This is a genomic window from Streptomyces sp. Ru71, assembly GCF_002920535.1.
In the GTDB taxonomy this organism is placed as follows: domain Bacteria; phylum Actinomycetota; class Actinomycetes; order Streptomycetales; family Streptomycetaceae; genus Streptomyces.
In genome coordinates, this window is the sequence record NZ_PQSS01000002.1 from 98,386 (window position 1) to 114,146 (window position 15,761).

At 72.7% G+C, this 15,761-nt stretch carries 13 protein-coding genes; 10 read left to right on the forward strand and 3 right to left on the reverse strand.

Translation table 11 applies throughout. The features are described from left to right. The first annotated feature begins 194 nt into the window (after positions 1 to 194). The 8 genes from C3489_RS38980 (at position 195) to C3489_RS01740 (ending at position 9,263) form a co-directional block, all read left to right on the forward strand. Entirely contained in the window at positions 195 to 1,685 is a 1,491-nt protein-coding gene (locus tag C3489_RS38980) for an FAD-binding oxidoreductase (protein ID WP_219821919.1), read from the forward strand. Positions 1,686 to 1,761: 76 nt separating this feature from the next. Then, positions 1,762 to 2,964 carry an acyl-CoA dehydrogenase family protein gene (locus tag C3489_RS01710; RefSeq protein WP_103779049.1) on the forward strand — a complete coding sequence of 401 codons (1,203 nt, stop codon included), beginning with the start codon at positions 1,762 to 1,764 and terminating at the stop codon, positions 2,962 to 2,964. Between the two features lie 67 nt (positions 2,965 to 3,031). Next, positions 3,032 to 4,525, forward strand: coding sequence for an MFS transporter (locus tag C3489_RS01715; protein WP_103779051.1), 1,494 nt, complete (start codon positions 3,032 to 3,034; stop codon positions 4,523 to 4,525). 98 nt (positions 4,526 to 4,623) lie between these two features. Next, a complete protein-coding gene (locus C3489_RS01720; RefSeq protein ID WP_146075261.1) occupies positions 4,624 to 6,243 on the forward strand; it encodes an AMP-binding protein in 1,620 nt (539 codons plus the stop codon). A 41-nt stretch (positions 6,244 to 6,284) separates the two neighbouring features. Then, a complete protein-coding gene (locus tag C3489_RS01725; protein ID WP_103779055.1) occupies positions 6,285 to 6,785 on the forward strand; it encodes a nuclear transport factor 2 family protein in 501 nt (166 codons plus the stop codon). Between the two features lie 92 nt (positions 6,786 to 6,877). Next, a complete protein-coding gene (locus tag C3489_RS01730) occupies positions 6,878 to 7,288 on the forward strand; it encodes a PPOX class F420-dependent oxidoreductase (RefSeq protein ID WP_103779057.1) in 411 nt (136 codons plus the stop codon). Positions 7,289 to 7,335: 47 nt separating this feature from the next. Beyond that, positions 7,336 to 7,761 carry a PaaI family thioesterase gene (locus tag C3489_RS01735; RefSeq protein ID WP_258054528.1) on the forward strand — a complete coding sequence of 142 codons (426 nt, stop codon included), beginning with the start codon at positions 7,336 to 7,338 and terminating at the stop codon, positions 7,759 to 7,761. A 29-nt stretch (positions 7,762 to 7,790) separates the two neighbouring features. Then, entirely contained in the window at positions 7,791 to 9,263 is a 1,473-nt protein-coding gene (locus tag C3489_RS01740; protein ID WP_103779061.1) for an FAD-dependent monooxygenase, read from the forward strand. Between the two features lie 28 nt (positions 9,264 to 9,291). Here C3489_RS01740 and C3489_RS01745 read toward each other — a convergent pair whose 3' ends face one another. Next, positions 9,292 to 10,869 (reverse strand): helix-turn-helix domain-containing protein, encoded by a 1,578-nt coding sequence (locus C3489_RS01745; protein WP_103779063.1) that lies wholly within the window; start codon positions 10,867 to 10,869, stop codon positions 9,292 to 9,294. An 84-nt stretch (positions 10,870 to 10,953) separates the two neighbouring features. After that, complete coding sequence (locus C3489_RS01750; protein ID WP_258054529.1) at positions 10,954 to 12,372, reverse strand: cellulose binding domain-containing protein; 1,419 nt, start codon at positions 12,370 to 12,372, stop codon at positions 10,954 to 10,956. A gap of 360 nt (positions 12,373 to 12,732) precedes the next feature. Between C3489_RS01750 and C3489_RS01755 the strand changes: the two genes are divergently transcribed. Together C3489_RS01755 and C3489_RS01760 are read left to right on the forward strand one after the other, a co-directional pair. After that, positions 12,733 to 13,884, forward strand: a complete 1,152-nt coding sequence (locus tag C3489_RS01755) for a glycosyltransferase family 2 protein (protein ID WP_181139459.1) — start codon at positions 12,733 to 12,735, stop codon at positions 13,882 to 13,884. Between the two features lie 74 nt (positions 13,885 to 13,958). After that, positions 13,959 to 14,150 carry a hypothetical protein gene (locus tag C3489_RS01760; protein ID WP_103779067.1) on the forward strand — a complete coding sequence of 64 codons (192 nt, stop codon included), beginning with the start codon at positions 13,959 to 13,961 and terminating at the stop codon, positions 14,148 to 14,150. 14 nt (positions 14,151 to 14,164) lie between these two features. Here C3489_RS01760 and C3489_RS01765 read toward each other — a convergent pair whose 3' ends face one another. After that, entirely contained in the window at positions 14,165 to 15,469 is a 1,305-nt protein-coding gene (locus C3489_RS01765; protein WP_103779069.1) for a M6 family metalloprotease domain-containing protein, read from the reverse strand. Positions 15,470 to 15,761 lie beyond the last annotated feature (292 nt).

Below are 15,761 nucleotides of genomic sequence, written 5' to 3' on the forward strand. Positions count from 1 at the left end.
CGTTCTGGTTTGTATTCGAGTCTTCCAGCCGCCCTGATCGGCAGGCAAATTCCGGCCGGCCCTCGCTCCCGGGGTGTGCGCGAACCCGGCACAGAGCGTGCGCGATCCAGAAAGAAACCTGGCTCCCGGTTCTCTAACGTCCAGTGCGACCCGCCGATCAGGCCCGGAGAACGAGGGAACCCCGAGGTGCTTTCATGACCGTGCTCAGCCCTGCCGCCACCGGAGCCGACGTCCTGGACCAGGTGGCACAGGCAGTCGGAGCCGACCGCATCACCCTTGCCCCGCCCGCGGATTCGTCGACGCCGGGGACCACCACGCTCGGACCGAACACCAGCCTGTTCCGTTCCCGCGGGGTGCGCGGAGTGGTGCGGCCGCGCACGGCCGAGGAAGTGCGGCGCATCGTCGAGCTCTTCGGCCGGTCCGCCGACTCCGGCTCCCTGCACGCCTACAGCACCGGCGGCAACTGGGGCCTCGGCTCCCGCGAACCGGCCCGCGACGGCGCCCTCGTCCTGGACCTGAGCGGCATGGACCGGATCCGTGAGATCAACACGGACGAGGGCTGGGCCGTCGTCGAACCCGGCGTCACCCAGGCCGAGCTGGCCGCCCGGCTGCAGGACACCGACCGCATGATCAACGTCACCGTCTCCTCGGCCCGCACCGGAGTGGTCGGCAACGCCCTGGACCGCGGCGTCGGCCTGCGCCACCAGCGCGTCGACGACCTCGTGGGGCTCGAAGTGGCCCTGCCCAGCGGCGAACTGGTGCACATCGGCTGGTGGCCCCGGCCCGACCGGTCCACGCCCGTCTACCCCTACGGTCTGGGTCCCTCGCTGCTGCAGACCTTCGTCCAGTCCGACCTCGGCATCGTGACCGCGGCCGCGATCCGGCTGCTGCCGCGCCCCGAGGCGCTCAAGGTCGTCCGGCTCGGCTTCGCCGCCGAGAACATCGTCGCGGCGTTCGACGAGGTGCGCCGCTGGGTGGCGCAGGGCCTGGCCAGCGGCGTCGTCAAGGCCTACAACCCGGCCGCGGCGCGGGCCTACGACCACACCGGGGACGACTTCCTGCTGCACGTGTGCGTCGACGGCACCGAGGAGTCCGTCGCCGCGATGACCCGGGTCGTGGTCGACACCGCCGAGGCCTCGGGCCTGTTCACCGAGGTGTCCACCACCGACGCGACCGACCCCGAGCGCCCCAACCACGAGGTCGCCGTCCGCGTCGAGCGCGCCTACGCCGGTGACCCGGACGAGACCGACGCCCTGTTCGAGGCGAAGATGGGCCGGCCGGCCGACCGGATCGACCCCGACGGCGGCTTCCTGTTCTTCCTGCCGCTCGTCCCGTTCACCGGCACCGACCTCGCCCGCGCCGTCGACTTCCTCGACCAGGTGCGGACCGAGACCGGCATCCGCTGCGGCGCCACCCTCAACGCGCTCAACGCGGACGTCGTCGACTGCGTCGTCACGATGAAGTTCGACCGCACCGACGCCGACGAGGCGGCCCGCGCCCACCGCGCCCTGGACCGGCTCCACGAGCTGTTCACCGCGCAGGGCTTCCTGCCCTACCGCCTCGACGTCGAGCACACCCACTACGCCGACGCGCTCGCGGCCGACCCCGGTGCCCGGGAGCTCGGCCGCCGCATCAAGACCGCCCTGGACCCCCACCAGGCCATCGCGCCGGGCCGCTACGCGTGAACCGCGCCGCGCGGCGCCCCTCGCACCGCCCCCACAGTCCCGTATCCCGTCACCACGCACGCTGGGAGACCGTTGCATGACCTTCCTGGACACCCCCGAGACCTCGGTGGTTCCCAACACGGCCGAGGGCATCCTCGCCCGTGCCCGAGCCATCGCGCCGACCCTGCGCGAGCACGCCCAGCGCATCGAGGACACCCGGCAGCTGCCCGAGGACATCGTCGACCTGCTGCGCAGCACGGGCGTCTTCCGGATGGCCGTGCCCAAGTCCTGGGGCGGACCCGAGCTGGACGCCGTCCAGCAGACGGAGGTCATCGAGGCCCTCGCCATCGGTGACTCCTCCGCCGCCTGGTGCGCCATGATCGGCATGGACACGCCGATCTACGCCGGCTTCATGGACGAAGCCGTCGCCCGCGAGCTGTTCGACGACCCCGACGTCGTCACGGCGGGCGCGATCATGCCGATGGGCAAGGCCGAGCGGGTGCCGGGCGGCTACCGGGTCAGCGGCCAGTGGCACTTCGGCAGCGGCATCACCCACAGCAAGTGGGTCGTCGGCGGCGTCTTCGTCACCGTCGACGGCGAACTGGAGACCAACCCGCGCACCGGCGCGGGCCCGCACTGGCGGATCGTCCTCGCCCCGCAGAGCGCCTTCGAGATCCAGGACACCTGGAACACGACCGGCCTGCGCGGCAGCGGCAGCCGTGACTACCGGGTGCAGGACCTGTTCGTGCCCGAGGAGCACACCTTCAGCTTCGCGACGCCGCGCGTCACCGGAGCCAACGCCACCCCGGACGCCGTGCTGCGCAACATGTCCGGTGTGCCGCTGGGCGTCGCCCGTGCCGCCCTCGACCACGTCCGCGAGATGGCCGCCACCCGCTTCGACCGGGCCGCGCAGACCTCCTGGGCGGAGACCTACCGGGTCCAGATGGCGCTCGCCCAGGCCGAGATGGACCTCGGCGCCGCCCGCTACGCCGTCTACGGCTCGCTGCGCGAGCAGTGGGAGCTGCTGGAGGCCGGCGGCCGGCAGACCCCCGACGAGCAGGTGGCCTCGGTGCTCGCCCGCGTCAACGCCTTCCGCACCGCCCGTGACGTCGTGGCCCGCCTGTTCGACCTGGTGGCGACCGCGGCCGTCTACCAGCCCTCGCCGCTGGACCGCTGGCTGCGCGACCTCAACACGATGTGCCAGCACGTCATCGCGCAGGACCAGGTGATCCAGTCCGCCGGCGCCCATCTGCTCGGCGGCACCCCGCAGAACCCGTACTCGGTCGGCAGCGTCGTCTGAGCGCCGATCCGCACCGGCCCCCACGCCGGACCCCCACCCCACGAACGAAGGAATTGGGACCAGCCTGATGGCAACCACGACCGAACCCGCTCTCGACTTCGAGGCCGACTCCACCCGGCAAGTGAGCCCCGAGCAGACCGACGCCCGCTGGGGCGGCCGGCTGTGGGGCATGCTCATCGTGCTGTGCGGCGCGATGTTCCTGGACGCGCTGGACAACGCCATGGTCGGTATCGCCGTGCCGCCGATCCAGTCCGACCTCGGCATGTCCACCTCGGCCGTGCAGTGGGTGGTCAGCGCCTACGTGCTCGGTTTCGGCGGCTTCCTGCTCCTCGGCGGACGCCTCGCCGACCTGGTGGGCCGCCGCAAGATCCTGCTCGCCGCGGTCGGCGTCTTCGCCGTCGCCTCACTCGTCGGCGGCATCGCGGACAGCGGCACCCTGGTGATCGCCGCCCGCTTCGTGATGGGCGCGTCCGCCGCGTTCACCGCGCCGGCGGGCCTGGCCATCATCATGACGACGTTCCCCGAGGGCGCCGCCCGCAACCGCGCGGTCAGCATCTACACCGCCTGCGGCGCGGCCGGCTTCTCGCTCGGCCTCATCCTCGGCGGTCTGCTCACCGAGCTGGGCTGGCGCTGGACCTTCCTGCTGCCCGTCCCGGTGGCCCTCGCCGTCCTCTTCGGCGCCCTCGCCCTGGTCCCGCGTGACCCGGCGCGCGCGCCCGGCAAGCGCAGCTACGACGTGGCCGGCGCCGTCACCGTCTCCGCCGCGATGCTGCTGCTCGTCTACACCATCGTCATGGCGCCCACCTACGGCTGGGGCAGCGCCCGCACCATCGGCCAGTTCGCCGGCACGGCCCTGCTGCTCGCCCTGTTCGTCACCATCGAGCGCAAGGTCGAGGAGCCGCTGCTGCGCCTCGGGCTGCTGCGCAACAAGGGCCTGGTCGGGGCCGCGCTCGCCGCCGCCGCGATCCTGGGCACGTACATGAGCTTCCAGTTCGTCGGCTCGCTGTACATGCAGACGCTGCGGGGCTGGTCGCCGCTGGAGATGGCGCTGGCCTTCCTGCCGGCCGGTCTGCTCATCGCCGCCATCGCCCCCAACGCGGGCAAGCTGGTCGGCAAGTTCGGCCCGGCCTGGATGATCTTCGCGGGCTTCGTCGCCTACACGGCCGCCTACCTGCTGTTCCTCCAGATCGACGAGAACTCCGGCTACGTCGCCACGATGCTGCCGACGATGCTCCTCATCGGTGTCGCCTTCCCGTTCTCCTTCACCGGCTCCTACGTGCAGGCCACGTCCGGCGTCGCCGACTCCGAGCAGGGGCTGGCCGCGGGCGTGCTGCAGACCGGCTACCAGGTGGGCGCCGCGGTGGTCCTCGCCGTCGTCACCGCCACCATGTCGGTCGACCACGAGGGCAAGACCGCGCACGGCGCCGCGTCGCTGATGGACAGCTACCGCGACGGCGTGTACGTGGTGGCCGGCATCTCCGCGGTCACCATGCTGTTCGCCCTGATCTCGGCCCTGCGGGGAGCGGCACGCCGCCGCGCGGCACAGGCCGCCGGCAACTGACGACCCCCTCGCGCAGGCGCACTGGGGGCCGGTCCGGCGCGGCCGGCCCCCGGTGCGTGCGCACGTTCCCGGCATCACACGATCCAAAGGTGCGACCAGTGCGAAGTGTTCAGGAGATGCACGTCCAGGAGACACCGGCGAAGGCCGCCCCGACCGGGCAGGAGGCCGGTGCGTCCGTCCTGCACGGCGGCCCGCTGACCGACCCCGGCCTCACCTCCCTCGGCCAGGCGCTGGCCCGGGCCGCGCACCTGCGGACGGACCCGGCGATCTGCCTGATCGACGAGCGGGGCGCGGAGCACCGGCTGAGCTATCCCGAACTGCTCGACGAGGCGGCCCGCATCCTGACCGGGCTGCGCGCATCCGGAGCCGCCGCCGGCGACCACGTCGTGCTGCGGCTGACGCAGGAGCGCGACATACTGGGCGCCTTCTGGGCCTGTGTGCTCGGCGGCCTGGTCCCCGTCCCGGTCAGCGCGTCCCTGGACGCCGGCGTGGTGGACAGCGTCCGCCGCGTCCTCGGCGGGGCCCGGCTGCTGGACGACGTGACCGCGCTGCGCCACCACGCCCCGGCGCACTGGGACGCCGAGCGGGACCGGCGTGCCGACCCGGCCGCCCTGATGCTGACCGCGGGCAGCTCCGGCACCCCGAAGGCCGTGGTGCTGCGGCACGGCAACATCCTCAGCCGCTCCCACGGCACCGCGCGCGCCAACGATCTCGGCGCGCACAGCGTCACGTTCAACTGGATGCCGCTGGACCACGTCAGCGGCCTCGTCATGTTCCATGTGCGCGACGTCGTCACGGCCGCCCGCCAGATCCACGCCCGCCGCGCCTGGGTGCTCGCGGACCCGCTGCGCTGGCTCGACGTGGTCGACCGGCACCGGGTGGACACCACCTGGGCGGCCGACTCCGCCTTCGACGCGCTCGCCGCCCGCCTGGACGAGGCCGAGCGCACCGGTGCGGGCGGCTGGGACCTGAGCTGTCTGCGGTACGTCATGAACGGCGGCGCCCCCGTACGGCCGCGCACCGTGCGCCGGGTCCTGGCGGCGCTCGCCGCGCACGGGATGCCCACCGACGCCATGCGGCCGGGCTGGGGGATGTCCGAGACCTCGTCGGGCGTCGTCGACCACCGGATGGACCTGGACTCGGTGCGGGACACGGACCGGTACGTGCCGGTCGGCCGCCCGCACCCCGGAGTCAGCGTCCGCGTCGTCGACGACACGCAACGGGTGGTTCCGGTGGGGACGTTGGGGCACCTGCAGATCAAGGGTGCGCCCGTCTTCGACGGCTACCACGGCGAACCGGAGCTGAACGAGCGGGTGTTCACGGCGGACGGCTGGTTCCGCACGGGCGACATGGCGTTCGTGCGCGACGGCGCGCTGACCGTCACCGGCAGCGCCGACGACCTGATCACCCAGGGCGACCGCAGCTGCCAGGGCCACGAGATCGAGGCGGAGGTCGACGCGCTCGGCTTCGTCGAGAAGGGCAGCACCGCCGCCTGCGTCCTGGACGACGGCGCACTCGCCGTCTTCTGCGCGCTGTCGGACGACGGCCCGGCGCCCGGGCAGGCCGCCGAGCGGATCAGGCGGACGGTCGCCGACCGGTTCGGCATGACCGTCGCCCACGTCGTGCCGATGGCCGCCGCCGACATCCCCCGCACCCCGACCGGAAAGCCCCGGCGTGCCGCGCTGCGCGCCGCCTTCCGTCCCTCCCCCGAGGCATAGCGCCCCGGCAGCCCCGACCCCCGTACCCCGAAAGGCCCCGCATGTACGTCACCCGCCCCTACGCCCTCGACGCACGTCAGGAGGCGGCCACCGTCCGTGAACTCGCCGACCGCACCGAGATCATCGACGCGCTGTACCGTTTCGCCCTCGGCCGCGACCTGAAGGACCGCGAGCTGCTGGAGTCCGCGTTCACCGAGGACGCGGAGTTCGACTTCCGCCCGGTGGCCGGCCGGCTCGGTCTCGACCTGCCGCTCATGACGGGCCGCGACATGATCACGGGCGTCGTCCTCAACCCCGGGATCCCGCTCGACACCACCCACGCCGTCACCAACTGCCGTACCGAGATCGACCAGGACGCGGCACGCCTCACCGCCCTGGTCGAGGCCCAGCACCTGCCCGGCGCGGACCACGGGCGGCATCTGCTCCTGAAGAACCTGTACGCCGTGGACCTGGTGCGCGCCGGCAGCCACTGGCGCATGCGCCGCGTACACGTCGAGAACGTCTGGTACACCGGCGAACCCGGAGTGCTCATCGGCCGGTGAGTCCCCGCGCCGGCCCATCCCGGCGCCCCGGGACCGACCCCCGATCAACGAACGACCCGACCAGACCCACCCCTTGAAAGGCAGGACTCGCGATGACGAGCGCAGCCCTTCCCCTGGACCCCGCCGTCCGGGAGCTGGCCGACGGCCCCAACTTCGCCGCCCTGACCACGCTCATGCCGGACGGGACCCCGCAGACCCAGGTGGTCTGGCTGTCGGCCGACGGCGACCGGCTGGTGATCAACAGCGAGGTGGAGCGCCAGAAGGTGCGCAACCTCAGGCGCGACCCCCGGGCCACACTCATGATCTGGAAGCGCGACAACCCCTATGTCTACGCGGAGGTGCGCGGCCAGGTCGTGGAGGAGGAGAACGGGCCCACCGCCCGCGCCCACATCGACGAACTCGCCATGAAGTACAACGGCCGCCCCTACCCGCAGAAGGACATCGGCTCCGACCGCGTCATCCTGCGCATCGCCGTGCGGCGCCAGCGGGTCTGGGGCCTGTGATGCCCGTCCCCGTACAGCATTCCGCAGCACAGCCGACCGGAGAGAACATGCCGAACACCCTGCAGCGCCCCCTGCCGCTGGGCGACCTCGCCTCCCGCATGGGCATCGAACTCACCGAGGTCTCCGCCGAGCGGGTCGTCGCCACCATGCCCGTGCAGGGCAACACCCAGCCGTACGGCCTGCTGCACGGCGGAGCCTCCGCGGCCCTGGCCGAGACCCTCGGCTCGATCGGCGCCGCCCTGCACGCCGGGCCCACACACATCGCCGTCGGCGTCGACCTCAACTGCACCCACCACCGCGGCGCCGACTCCGGCACGGTCACCGGCGAGGCCACACCGGTGCACCGCGGCCGGACGACGGCGACGTACGAGATCGTCGTCAGCGACGAGCGGGCCCGCCGGATCTGCACGGCCCGTCTGACCTGCCTGCTCAGGCCCGCCCCCGGTCAGCAGGGCGCCACCCGCCCCGCTTAGCATGTGGCCCACCGACGGGGGAGGGTGACATGCCGCAGGTTGTCGACGCCGAGGTGCTCGTGGTGGGCGGCGGCCCCGTCGGCATGCTCGTCGCCGCCGAACTCGGGCTGACGGGCGTGCGCGTGGTCGTCCTGGAGCGGCGCGCGGCGGTCTCGGACCGCCCGAAGGCCAACACCCTGCACGCCCGCGCCGTGCAGAGCCTGGCCAGACGCGGCTATCTGGACGCGGTGGCGGGCGCGGCGGACGCGGCCGCGCAGCCCTTCCACTTCGCCGGGATCGGGGGCCTGGAGATCGCCGCCCCCGAGGGCGAGCCGACCCCGATCCTCAAGCTCGCGCAGGCGGACCTGGAAAGGGCCCTGGAACGGCGGGCGGTGGCGCACGGGGTCACCGTGCTGCGCTCCCACGAGGTCACGCAGGTCTCCCAGGACGCGGACGGGGTCCGGGTCGAGGCCCGCACGCCCGACGGCACCACGTGCTTCTCGGCGCTCTACCTGGTGGGCGCCGACGGCGGCGCCGGCCGAGTGCGGGAGCAGGCGGGCTTCGCCGCGGACACCAGCGCGGCGACCGTCTCCGCGCTGATGGGGCAGGTCCGGTTCGCGGACCCGGACACCGCACCGCGCGGCTGGCAGCGCACGTCCCGCGGCTGGGTGGTGTGCCGGCCGGAGCCCGACGGGACCGGCGTCATCCGCACCCTGGACTTCGACGCGCCCGCCGACCGGCGGGCCCGGCCCACCCTCGACGAACTGCGCACCGAGGTCTCCCGCGTCCTCGGACACGACGTGCCGATGACCGAGGCCCTGTACCTGAGCAGGTTCAGCGATTTCACCCGGGTCGCGCGCACCTTCCGCCGCGGGCGGGTCTTCCTGGCCGGGGACGCCGCGCACATCCACTTCCCCATCGGGGGGCAGGGCCTGAGCACGGGCATCGGTGACGCCTTCAACCTCGCCTGGAAGCTCGGCTGCGCGGTGCGCACGGGCTCGGGCGACCGACTGCTCGACACCTACGACGTGGAGCGCCGCCCCGTCGTCGAACAGGTCGTGCGCAACACCCGGGCGCAGCTGGCCCTGATGCGCCCCGGACCGGAACTCGACCCGCTGCGCGAGCTGTTCGCGCGCCTGCTGCCCTTCGGCGAGGTCAGCGCCCTGCTCGGCGGTGACCTGAGCGCGCAGGAGACGGTGTGCTCCGCCGGCCGGGACAGCGCCTGCGCCTGGACCGGCAGGTTCCTGTCCAACCGGCTCCTCAAGACGGACCACGGCACCGAGGACGTCATGGAGCTGCTGCGTGCGGGGCGCCCGCTGCTGCTGCACCACGCCGACTCGGGCCTGCGGCACGCGGCGGTGGCAGGGCGCTGGGACCACACGGTCCGGCTGGTGCGGGTGCACGGGCAGCGTCCCCTGGAGCGGGACGCCCTGCTCGTCCGCCCCGACGGCTACATCGCCTGGACGTCCGAGAGCGAGGATCTCGCGGACCTCCTGGGCGCCTGGTTCGGCCGGCCGCGCTGATCACGCCCCGCAGCCGCCCGTGGGCCGGTCAGGTCAGCGGGACCCGTGTGAAGCGGGACGCCGTGCGCAGGTCCTTCTCGATCCGGGACGCCGCCGCGAGGAGTTCCGGCAGGAGCGCCTCCACGCATTCCTCCGGGGTGCGGCGGGCCGCGTGGGCTGCCACCGTCAGGGCCGCCACCACGTCGCCGCCGGCGTCGTGGACGGGGACCGCGAGGGTGCGCAGACCCGCCTCCAGCTCCGCGTCCAGCAGCACGTACGGGGCGGCCTCGCCGTGGGGGAGCAGGACGCCGCCCGCCGAGGTCCCGGACGCCGGGAGGCGGGTGCCCAGGGGGATGTCGGCGCTCATCACCCGGTGGTGCGTCGACCGGGCCACGTACTGGATCTCGTCCGGGGACGGGGTGCGGACCGCCAGGGCCGTCGACTCGTGGATGCGGGCCGTCAGGTCGGCCAGGTGGGGCCGGGCGATGTCCGGGAGGCTCGTGCGGGACAGGGGCGGGAAGCCCAGCGACAGCACCCGGGGGGTCAGGCGGAAGGCGCGGTCGTCCTGCGTCGTCTCCACCAGGCCCAGGTGCTCGTAGGTGATCAGCGCCCTGCGTGCCGTCGCTCTCGCCAGGCCCGTCGCCTTCGCCACCTCCGTCAGCGTCAGGCTGCCTCTGCCCTCGCCGAACGCCGTCACCACGGTCAGGCCCCGGGCCAGGGACTCGACGAAGGTGCGGCCCAGTTCGGTCTTCGACGCCGCCGTCCAGGTCGCCAGGCCGGCGGGGGGCGGTGAGACCGGTGCGCCGGCCGGCTGGGCGGTGAGGGCACCTTCCATCGCCCGCACCGCTTCGCGCAGGCGCGGGAGCAGCGTCGTCGCCAGGTCCTCGGCCGTGTGGCGGCTGGTGTGGCTCACCACGCTCGCCACGCAGGCGATGCGGCCGCTGTGCGGGTCCCGCACCGGGACCGAGACGGCCACCAGGCCCGGTTCGATCAGCTGGTCGTCCAGCGACCAGCCGTCGCGCCGCGCCCGCCGGGTGCGGCGCTCGAAGTCCTCGTCGGGCAACGGGCGTTCCCTCGGTGGTACGGCCGTGAAGGCGGCGTCGCGCGGGTCCGCCGCCCGGCGCTCGCGCCAGCGGGCCCAGTCCGCTGCCGTCCACTCGGTGGCGAAGAGGGGGCCGGGGGCCGTGCGCTCGGCCGGGAGCAGGTCGCCGATGCGGAAGCTCAGCGACATCGCGCGGCGGCGGGTCGCCTGGTGGATGAAGCGGATGCCGTCCCGGTCGGCGACCGCCAGGGACACGGACTCGTCCAGTTCGTCCGCCAGGGCGTCGGCGTGCGCGGACAGCAGGGCGGGCAGGCGCAGGGCCGCCAGGTAGGCGTTGCCCAGCTCCATCACACGGGGCGTCAGGACCGCGTCGCGGCCGTCCAGGCGCACGTAGCCCATGCGGGCCAGGGTGGCGGTGATGCGGTCCACCGTGGCGCGGGCCAGTCCCGTGGTCTTCTCCAGCGCGCTCAGGCTGAGCGTGCCGCCCGCCTCCGTCAGCCGGCGCAGTACGGCGACCCCGCGGATCAGCGGGGTGACGGCCTCCTCCGGGGGCGCGGCGGTGGCGGCGGCGTCGGGCGGGTGCATGGCCGTGCGCTCTCCAGGGCTGGCGGGGAGGTCTCGCCCACACGGTATCCGCAGGCCCGCGGGCCCGCCGAGCGCACGCCCCCGTCAGGACTTCGGCAGCGTGTTCACGTAGTGCGTCCCGCCCGCCGCCAGGTCCCGCACGGTGCGCTGGGCGTCCTTGGCCGGTACGGCCTTGCCCGCCTGGTAGTAGAGCCAGTCGACCTGCATGTCCCAGGTGCGCGGCCCCTTGAAGGGCAGGTCGATGAACCAGGTGCTGAAGTTGATCGTCATCGGCTCGCGCGGGGAGTGCGCGCTGCCGTTGCCGAACAGCTTCTCGCCGTCGACCGAGTACGTCGTGTGGCCGTCCACCGCCGTGACCACCAGCGTGTGCCAGCCGCCGAGCTTCGTCATACGGGACCTGGTCACGCGGTCGTTGCGCGCGCTGTCGCGCCAGCTGGTGGTGTCCATCAGCGGGCCGTAGCGGTCCCAGCCGCCGTTGGGCATGTACTCGTAGTCCAGCTCGCTGTACTTCGGCGAGGTGTGGTCGGGGGAGATGGTGAAGAAGGACTGGGCGACGTGGTCGCCGTCCTTCCCGCTCACCGGCTTGTCGCTCAGGCGGACCCGGGCGACCAGGGTGCCGGTGGAGAAGGCCGGCGCCGTGGTGTGGAACTCCGACTGCCGGGTGCCCTGCCGCGTGCCGTCGCTCTCGGCCGTCAGCCGGAGCGTCTGCCCACTGGTGCCGGTGCCGTCCGGGGCCGCCGCCGGGAAGCTGACGCCCTGCGCCGACCAGCTGTCCTTGATACCCGGGCCGCCCTCCCCGTCGCGGGCCTCCCAGCCGTTGGCGGCCAGCGCCGGGTCGTGGGGGCCGGTGTAGTCGAAGTCGTCGAAGAGCACACCGGCGGGCAGGGCCGCGCGGGCCGTCCTCGGTGCCGGGCCGTTGCCTTCCGGTTCCTCGCCCCAGACGCGGGTGCCGCGCAGATACGCGCTCACCCGCTCCGACGTCTCGTAGTGGGTGACCCCGGCCTGGAAGGAACGGTCGTCGGACTGGTCCGCCTTCTTGCCGTCGGTGCGGTAGAGCTGCAGCCCGATCGCGGCCGTGGAGGCGCCCGGAGCGAGCGTGCCGGCGTCGGAGGTGAAGCCGACCTGCAGGTAGTGGTCGGCCTGCGCGGCCGGGGCGCCGGCGGCGGCCGTCGTGAGCGTGATGCGGGAGCAACCCAGCGACGTCTGCACGCAGTTGGCGGCGTACGGCGCCCCGTCGTCGGCCGAGTACCAGTAGCGCAGGGTGACGTCGCCGAGGTTCACCGGCTGTGCGGAGGAGTTGATGACTTCCAGCCAGGGCTGCGCCACGCCGCTGGAGGCGGGGACGCCGGTGCGGTAGCGCACCGTCAGCGCGGTGTCCTGGGCGTCGCCGGAGCGCCACTTGGCGTAGCCCGTCACGCCCGCGCCGGCGAGCAGGCCAGCGGCGAGGACCGACAGGACGGTGTTGCGGGTGCGGTGGGACGGCCGGCGGCGCCCGCGGCTCACCACGGTGCTCCCTCGCCCGGCGCGTGTCTGTGGGTGATCATCGCGCCGTATCGTAAGCGCGATTTCGCCGAACCCACCAGGGTGGGTTTTTTTCGTAACCTCCCCTGTGCTTTCCCTCACAGGCGTCGAGTGGGCTTATGTCACCCAAGTGTCCGAATTGCAGTGCCTTTCTCGTGCAGCTGCGCCCCGTGTTGTTCACCTGTGCTTCATTCAGGATTCCGATCGGGCACGTGGGGGCCGTGATTCCGTATGGGCCGGTCAGACGGACGTGCGGTATTTTCCGATCGCATTCACAGGATGGGCACAGCGCGGGGGGCGTTGTGTGAAAAAGCCCGGTGGGGGGTTTCGGAAGTGTCCGAAGTGACGACACGCAGCCGGCATCGAAGAGGCCGCGCCGCGTACGGGCAGGTGGCCGAGGCGCCGGACGCGCTGGTCTACGAGACCGTCGTCCTGGTGCCCGCGCGCAACGAGGAGGCGGGGGTCCTCACCTCGCTGGACTCCCTGGCCGGACAGAGCCGGCGGCCCGACCTCATCGTCGTGGTCGTCAACAACTCCACCGACCGCACCGAGGAATTCGCGCGGGCGTTCGCCGAGGACGAGCGCACCCCGCCCACGGTCGTGCTGACCCTGGACGACAACCCGCACAAGAAGGCGGGCGCCCTCAACCACGGCCTGCGCTGGCTGCGCGAGGCCGTCGGCGGGCGGCTGACCGGGCGGGTCGGGCACATCCTGGTCATGGACGCCGACACCGAGCTGCACTCCCGCTTCGTCGAGCGGGCCCGCAACGTCATCGCCTCCGACCCGGAGATCGGCGGCGTCAGCGCCGCCTGCCTCGGCCGCACCGACCTGTGGCGCAACCCCTGGCAGCGGTTCCTGCTCGGGATGCAGATCATCGAGTACGGCCGCGCCGCCAACGCGCGCTACCGCAAGGACGTGCACACCATGTCCGGGGCGGGCTCCTTCTACCGGGCCGAGGCCCTGCAGAACCTGATCGACTGGCGCGGCGAGGTCTTCTGGGAGGACCACCGCAACCTGGTCGAGGACTACGAGACCACGCTCGCGCTGAAGGAGTCCGGCTGGAAGGTCACGGCGAACCAGCTCTGCATCGCCTACACCGACCTGATGCCCACGCTGCGCGAGCTGATCCAGCAGCGCGAGCGGTGGAGCCGGGGCACCGTCGACACGCTGCGCCGGCGCGGCTGGACGAAGTTCACCTGGCACTCCATCAGCACGATGATCCTGGGTCTGCTCGGCATCGTGTACATCTTCGGCTGGGGCGCCCCGCAACTCGTCGCGCTGGCGGAATACGGCTTCTACCACCACCCGCTGCTGTGGGCGCTGTTCGCCTTCTGGATCGTCTATCCCGCACTGCGGGTGCGCAATCTCGGCTGGAAGGCGATGCTCGTCGAGGCCGTGCTGCTGCCGGAACTCGTCTACACCGTCGTGCGCGCCTACTGGCTCATATCGTCCATCGTGAAGTCCTATGTGACGCGCGTGTCCTCCTGGAAATAGCCCGCCGCCCGGAAGTGAACGGAGCGGAATAACCAGGGAAACAATCGGAGAGAGAAATGAATACCCTCAGGGGTTTGGGCGTCTGCGCGCTGCTGGCCGGTATCGCCTACGGTGCGACCCGGGTGGCGACCCTGGACCAGATCGCCCTGGTGATCACCGTAGGGGTGGTCGTCGTGAGCCTGGCGACGTACGTGGCGTCCATCCGCCGGCGCCGCCACGACCGCCGGGCGGCGCGCGGCCGGGTCAGGTCCCGCGCGATGTCGTGACCGCAGGGCTCCGCTTACTTCCGCGTCACCCGTACCACCACCTCGCCCTCCGCGTCCTCCTCCCCGTCCGGCTCCGTCACCGTGATGCGGATGCCGTGCCGGGGGTCCTCGAAGGACTGGCCCGGCACGAAGGGGGCGTCGGACAGCTCGGCGTGGACGTTCGGGCTGCGGGTGCAGCCGCCGCTGTCGCGCCGCGAGTCGTACACCCGCACCGGGCCCATGCCGGTGTCGACGTCGGCGTCCACACGGTAGATCAGCACCCCGGGCCGGCACACCGCCTCGTCGTTTCCGGCCCGGGTGCGCAGCTCCAGGGCGTATCCGGTACGGGCGTCCAGCGGGACGAAGACCAGTTTGGGGCCGCCGGCCCGGGCGAGCGGGGTGAGCGGGAACTCGGCCGTGCCGGGGGAGGCGGCGCAGCGGACCTGGGAGGCGTCCAGCCAGCCCAGCTTCCACTTGTGCCAGCCGAGCAGGTCGTTGTTGGCGCCCCAGTCCTCGCTCATGATGTCCCAGTGGCCGACCGCGCCCCCGCCGTCCGCCGTGTACAGGTCGGGCAGACCGAAGACATGGCCGTTCTCGTGCGGCAGGACCCGGAAGCCGGTGCGCCCGTAGGAGCCGGAGCCGTCGTCCTGGCGGGAGTAGACGAACGAGGCGTTGGAGATGGGGACCCCGTCCGCCACGGGGGCCTCGTTGTTGCCGGCGAAGGTCACGGACAGCACGGTGTCCAGGGCGGACGGGCCGGCGTTCGGGGTGACGAGCACGTTGAGCAGGTCGTAGTCGCCGAAGTCCACCTGGCCGTCGGCGGTGGCCACGATGTCCTGGACCAGGTCGCGGTAGCCCGGGTCGAAGGGGGCGCCGCGCTCTATGCCGTAGGCCTTGAACGGCTTCGGCATGCGCAGCCAGCCGGTGATCGGGGTGACCGGGCGGTAGTCCAGGCGGCCGTAGGAACTGGTGGCGAACCACCGCTGGGTCTGTGGGAAGAACTCGTGGAAGCGGTCCATCGCCCGGCCCGCGCCCCGCGCGTCCGGGAAGTCGATCATCAGGGTGAGCGCGCGCACGGTACCGGTGGAGTGCGCGTAGCCGCCGGGCGTGGGGACGCCCTCGGACATCTGGACGGCCGGGCCGCCGCTGATCATGCAGGGGCCCAGCCTGGTGGAACGGGACAGCGCCGCGACGGGGCCCGCTCCGGCCGGCGTGGCACCCGGCGCCAGACGGCCGGTGCCGGCCGAGGTGCTGACGGTGAGGGTGAGCAGGCTGACAGAGACGAGGGCGGCCATGCGGCGCGGGCGTATCCGGCGGTTCCGGGTTCGCTGCGGCTGCATCCAGGACCCTTCACTCCAGGCAGCCCCCTGACCACCGGCTGCGCCTTTGTGATCACCCTCATCGCAGCCGGATCGGCCCGCGCGCTGAAGCGGGCCGATCGGGGGTTCCCGGGGGTGGTGGGCGCGCTGATCCCCGCGCCGGGGGGGCCTCGCTCGGAGATGTGATCCAGGTCACAGGAAATCTCTCGGCGGGTGGGAAATAACCGGGGACCGCTTCCCCGTTTAGTCAGGTGTCCGGGCGAAACGGGGAGCCTTTCCCCGGATCGCGAGCCACAGACAGTCAGCCACAGGA